The 1,562-nt window shown below is 37.0% G+C and carries 4 protein-coding genes; all 4 read left to right on the top strand.

Annotated features, from left to right (window positions below):
• Positions 1–141: 141 nt before the first annotated feature.
• The 4 genes from ACQKIM_RS28100 to ACQKIM_RS28085 are packed head-to-tail and all read left to right on the top strand — an operon-like array spanning position 142 to position 1,393.
• Entirely contained in the window at positions 142–408 is a 267-nt protein-coding gene (locus tag ACQKIM_RS28100; RefSeq protein ID WP_427550259.1) for a helix-turn-helix domain-containing protein, read from the top strand.
• The gene (locus ACQKIM_RS28095; RefSeq protein ID WP_427550256.1) at positions 396–602 is read left to right on the top strand and encodes a hypothetical protein; all 207 of its coding nucleotides are present in this window, start codon (positions 396–398) and stop codon (positions 600–602) included. The genes ACQKIM_RS28100 and ACQKIM_RS28095 overlap by 13 nt, the downstream gene beginning before the upstream one ends.
• Before the next feature lie 28 nt (positions 603–630).
• Positions 631–1,221 (top strand): hypothetical protein, encoded by a 591-nt coding sequence (locus ACQKIM_RS28090; protein ID WP_427550254.1) that lies wholly within the window; start codon positions 631–633, stop codon positions 1,219–1,221.
• A gap of 37 nt (positions 1,222–1,258) precedes the next feature.
• Positions 1,259–1,393, top strand: coding sequence for a hypothetical protein (locus ACQKIM_RS28085; RefSeq protein ID WP_427550251.1), 135 nt, complete (start codon positions 1,259–1,261; stop codon positions 1,391–1,393).
• Positions 1,394–1,562: the final 169 nt, after the last annotated feature.

Below are 1,562 nucleotides of genomic sequence, written 5' to 3'. Positions count from 1 at the left end.
CCTCTACTAAACTACTAAACTGTTAAGAGGTTTGGGCAATAAACCTCTTGCCTATATATTAACTTATTTGCCAATTATACTTTGTTCCGCTTTTGCTCCCTTCGTTCCAATTCGGAACATGGAGACAGGTGGTGAGAATACGTGCAATACGGAGCAATACTAAAAGCATTACGAGTCAAAGCAGATCTTACTCAGCAACAATTAGCAGATAAATTACATCGCAGCCGTTCTTGTATTTCCAAATTTGAAAAAGAAATAAAATCAATAGATATGCCAACATTCATGGAGTGGGTCCGAATTACAGATGGACAATTGGCGGCTGCAGCAATGATGTACGGAGTGGATGCTTTATCAATTATTAATCAAGTATTACCAATTGTAGGAGGTTTCATATTGTGGATGTCGTGACAGTAATCAAGCACAGGAAAGCGATTTACGGAGCCTTGGCAGCAATTGAAACAAATATGGTGATGGAGGATTACGATTTAGCCATTGAGAGAGCCTACGATATTATTCGCAGTTTAGAAGTACTGCAGACTACGCCAAAAATTGATTACACAGCCGTAGATAGAGTAATAGACAGGCTTCAACAACTAACTTAATAGATAAAAAAATAGTGAGGTGAGTATCATGCTTCGAAATCCGTACGATTACTACATAACGGACGAGGACTATCAAGAAGCAGCAAAGAGAGGAATTAGTAGAAAGACATTGGAAGTACGAATCAGAAGATATGGGTGGCCAAAGCACAAAGCAATTACAACGCCTGTACAAAAACGAACTAAGTATCCAAAGGAGATTTTGGAATTAATAAATAGGAATCAAATCCCTATGAAAACTTTTACCTCTCGAATTAGCAGAGGATGGACTTTAGAAAGAGCATCTCAAGAACCTGTCAATTCAAAAGCTGAGATTATACAGAAAATTGCGAGTAAAAATCGTAAACTTCCTTCTGAATTAGTAAAACTAGCCCTAAAAAATGGCATCAAGCTAGATACGTTTAGGTATCGATTAAAAAGAGGATGGGATGCTTATACTGCCGCAACAATGCCAACATACTCCAAAGAAGATGCGTGTGCTATTGCAAGAAAGAAAAGCTCCTTCGGTCTAGGAAATGAGATGTTCTGGAACAGTTTGAAAGCTAAAAGTTTGAATAAAAAGGCTTCAACTAATGGAGGTGCCCAATGTTCAAATCAAAAAGATGGGACAAGTTATCGCTAAGACAACGCTTAATATCTGTGGGAAATTGGTGGTTCAGATGGTGAAATGGCTAGTGAACTATCTGTATATGCCTGATGATGAACGAGATCAAAAGCATAAGGAGTTTTGTGTGAAGTGTGGATTACTCATGATTGTTATTGGTGTTCCAGTAATTATGATTTGCTGGCAATAAAAAACTGCTTAATCGTGTGGACGATTAAACAGCAGAAAATAAATAGAATCGATAAATCTAGTATATCACAAAAATCAGGAGGTCACTATGAATATTGAAGTTTCATTACAAGATTCTAAATTAAAGGCAGAAAACATTCAAGATTTTCACATGAGCGATATTATCAAAG

It is taken from the genome of Lysinibacillus sp. NPDC047702, from assembly GCF_050272555.1.
Taxonomy (GTDB): domain Bacteria; phylum Bacillota; class Bacilli; order Bacillales_A; family Planococcaceae; genus Lysinibacillus.
Note: the sequence above shows the minus strand (reverse complement) of the source record. Positions and strands in the feature narration are given on the sequence as shown.

Excerpts from the sequence above, each read along its gene's own strand:
- ACQKIM_RS28090 (WP_427550254.1), top strand. The coding sequence starts at position 631 with ATGCTTCGAAATCCGTACGATTACTACATAACGGACGAGGACTATCAA.
- ACQKIM_RS28085 (WP_427550251.1), top strand. The coding sequence starts at position 1,259 with ATGGTGAAATGGCTAGTGAACTATCTGTATATGCCTGATGATGAACGA.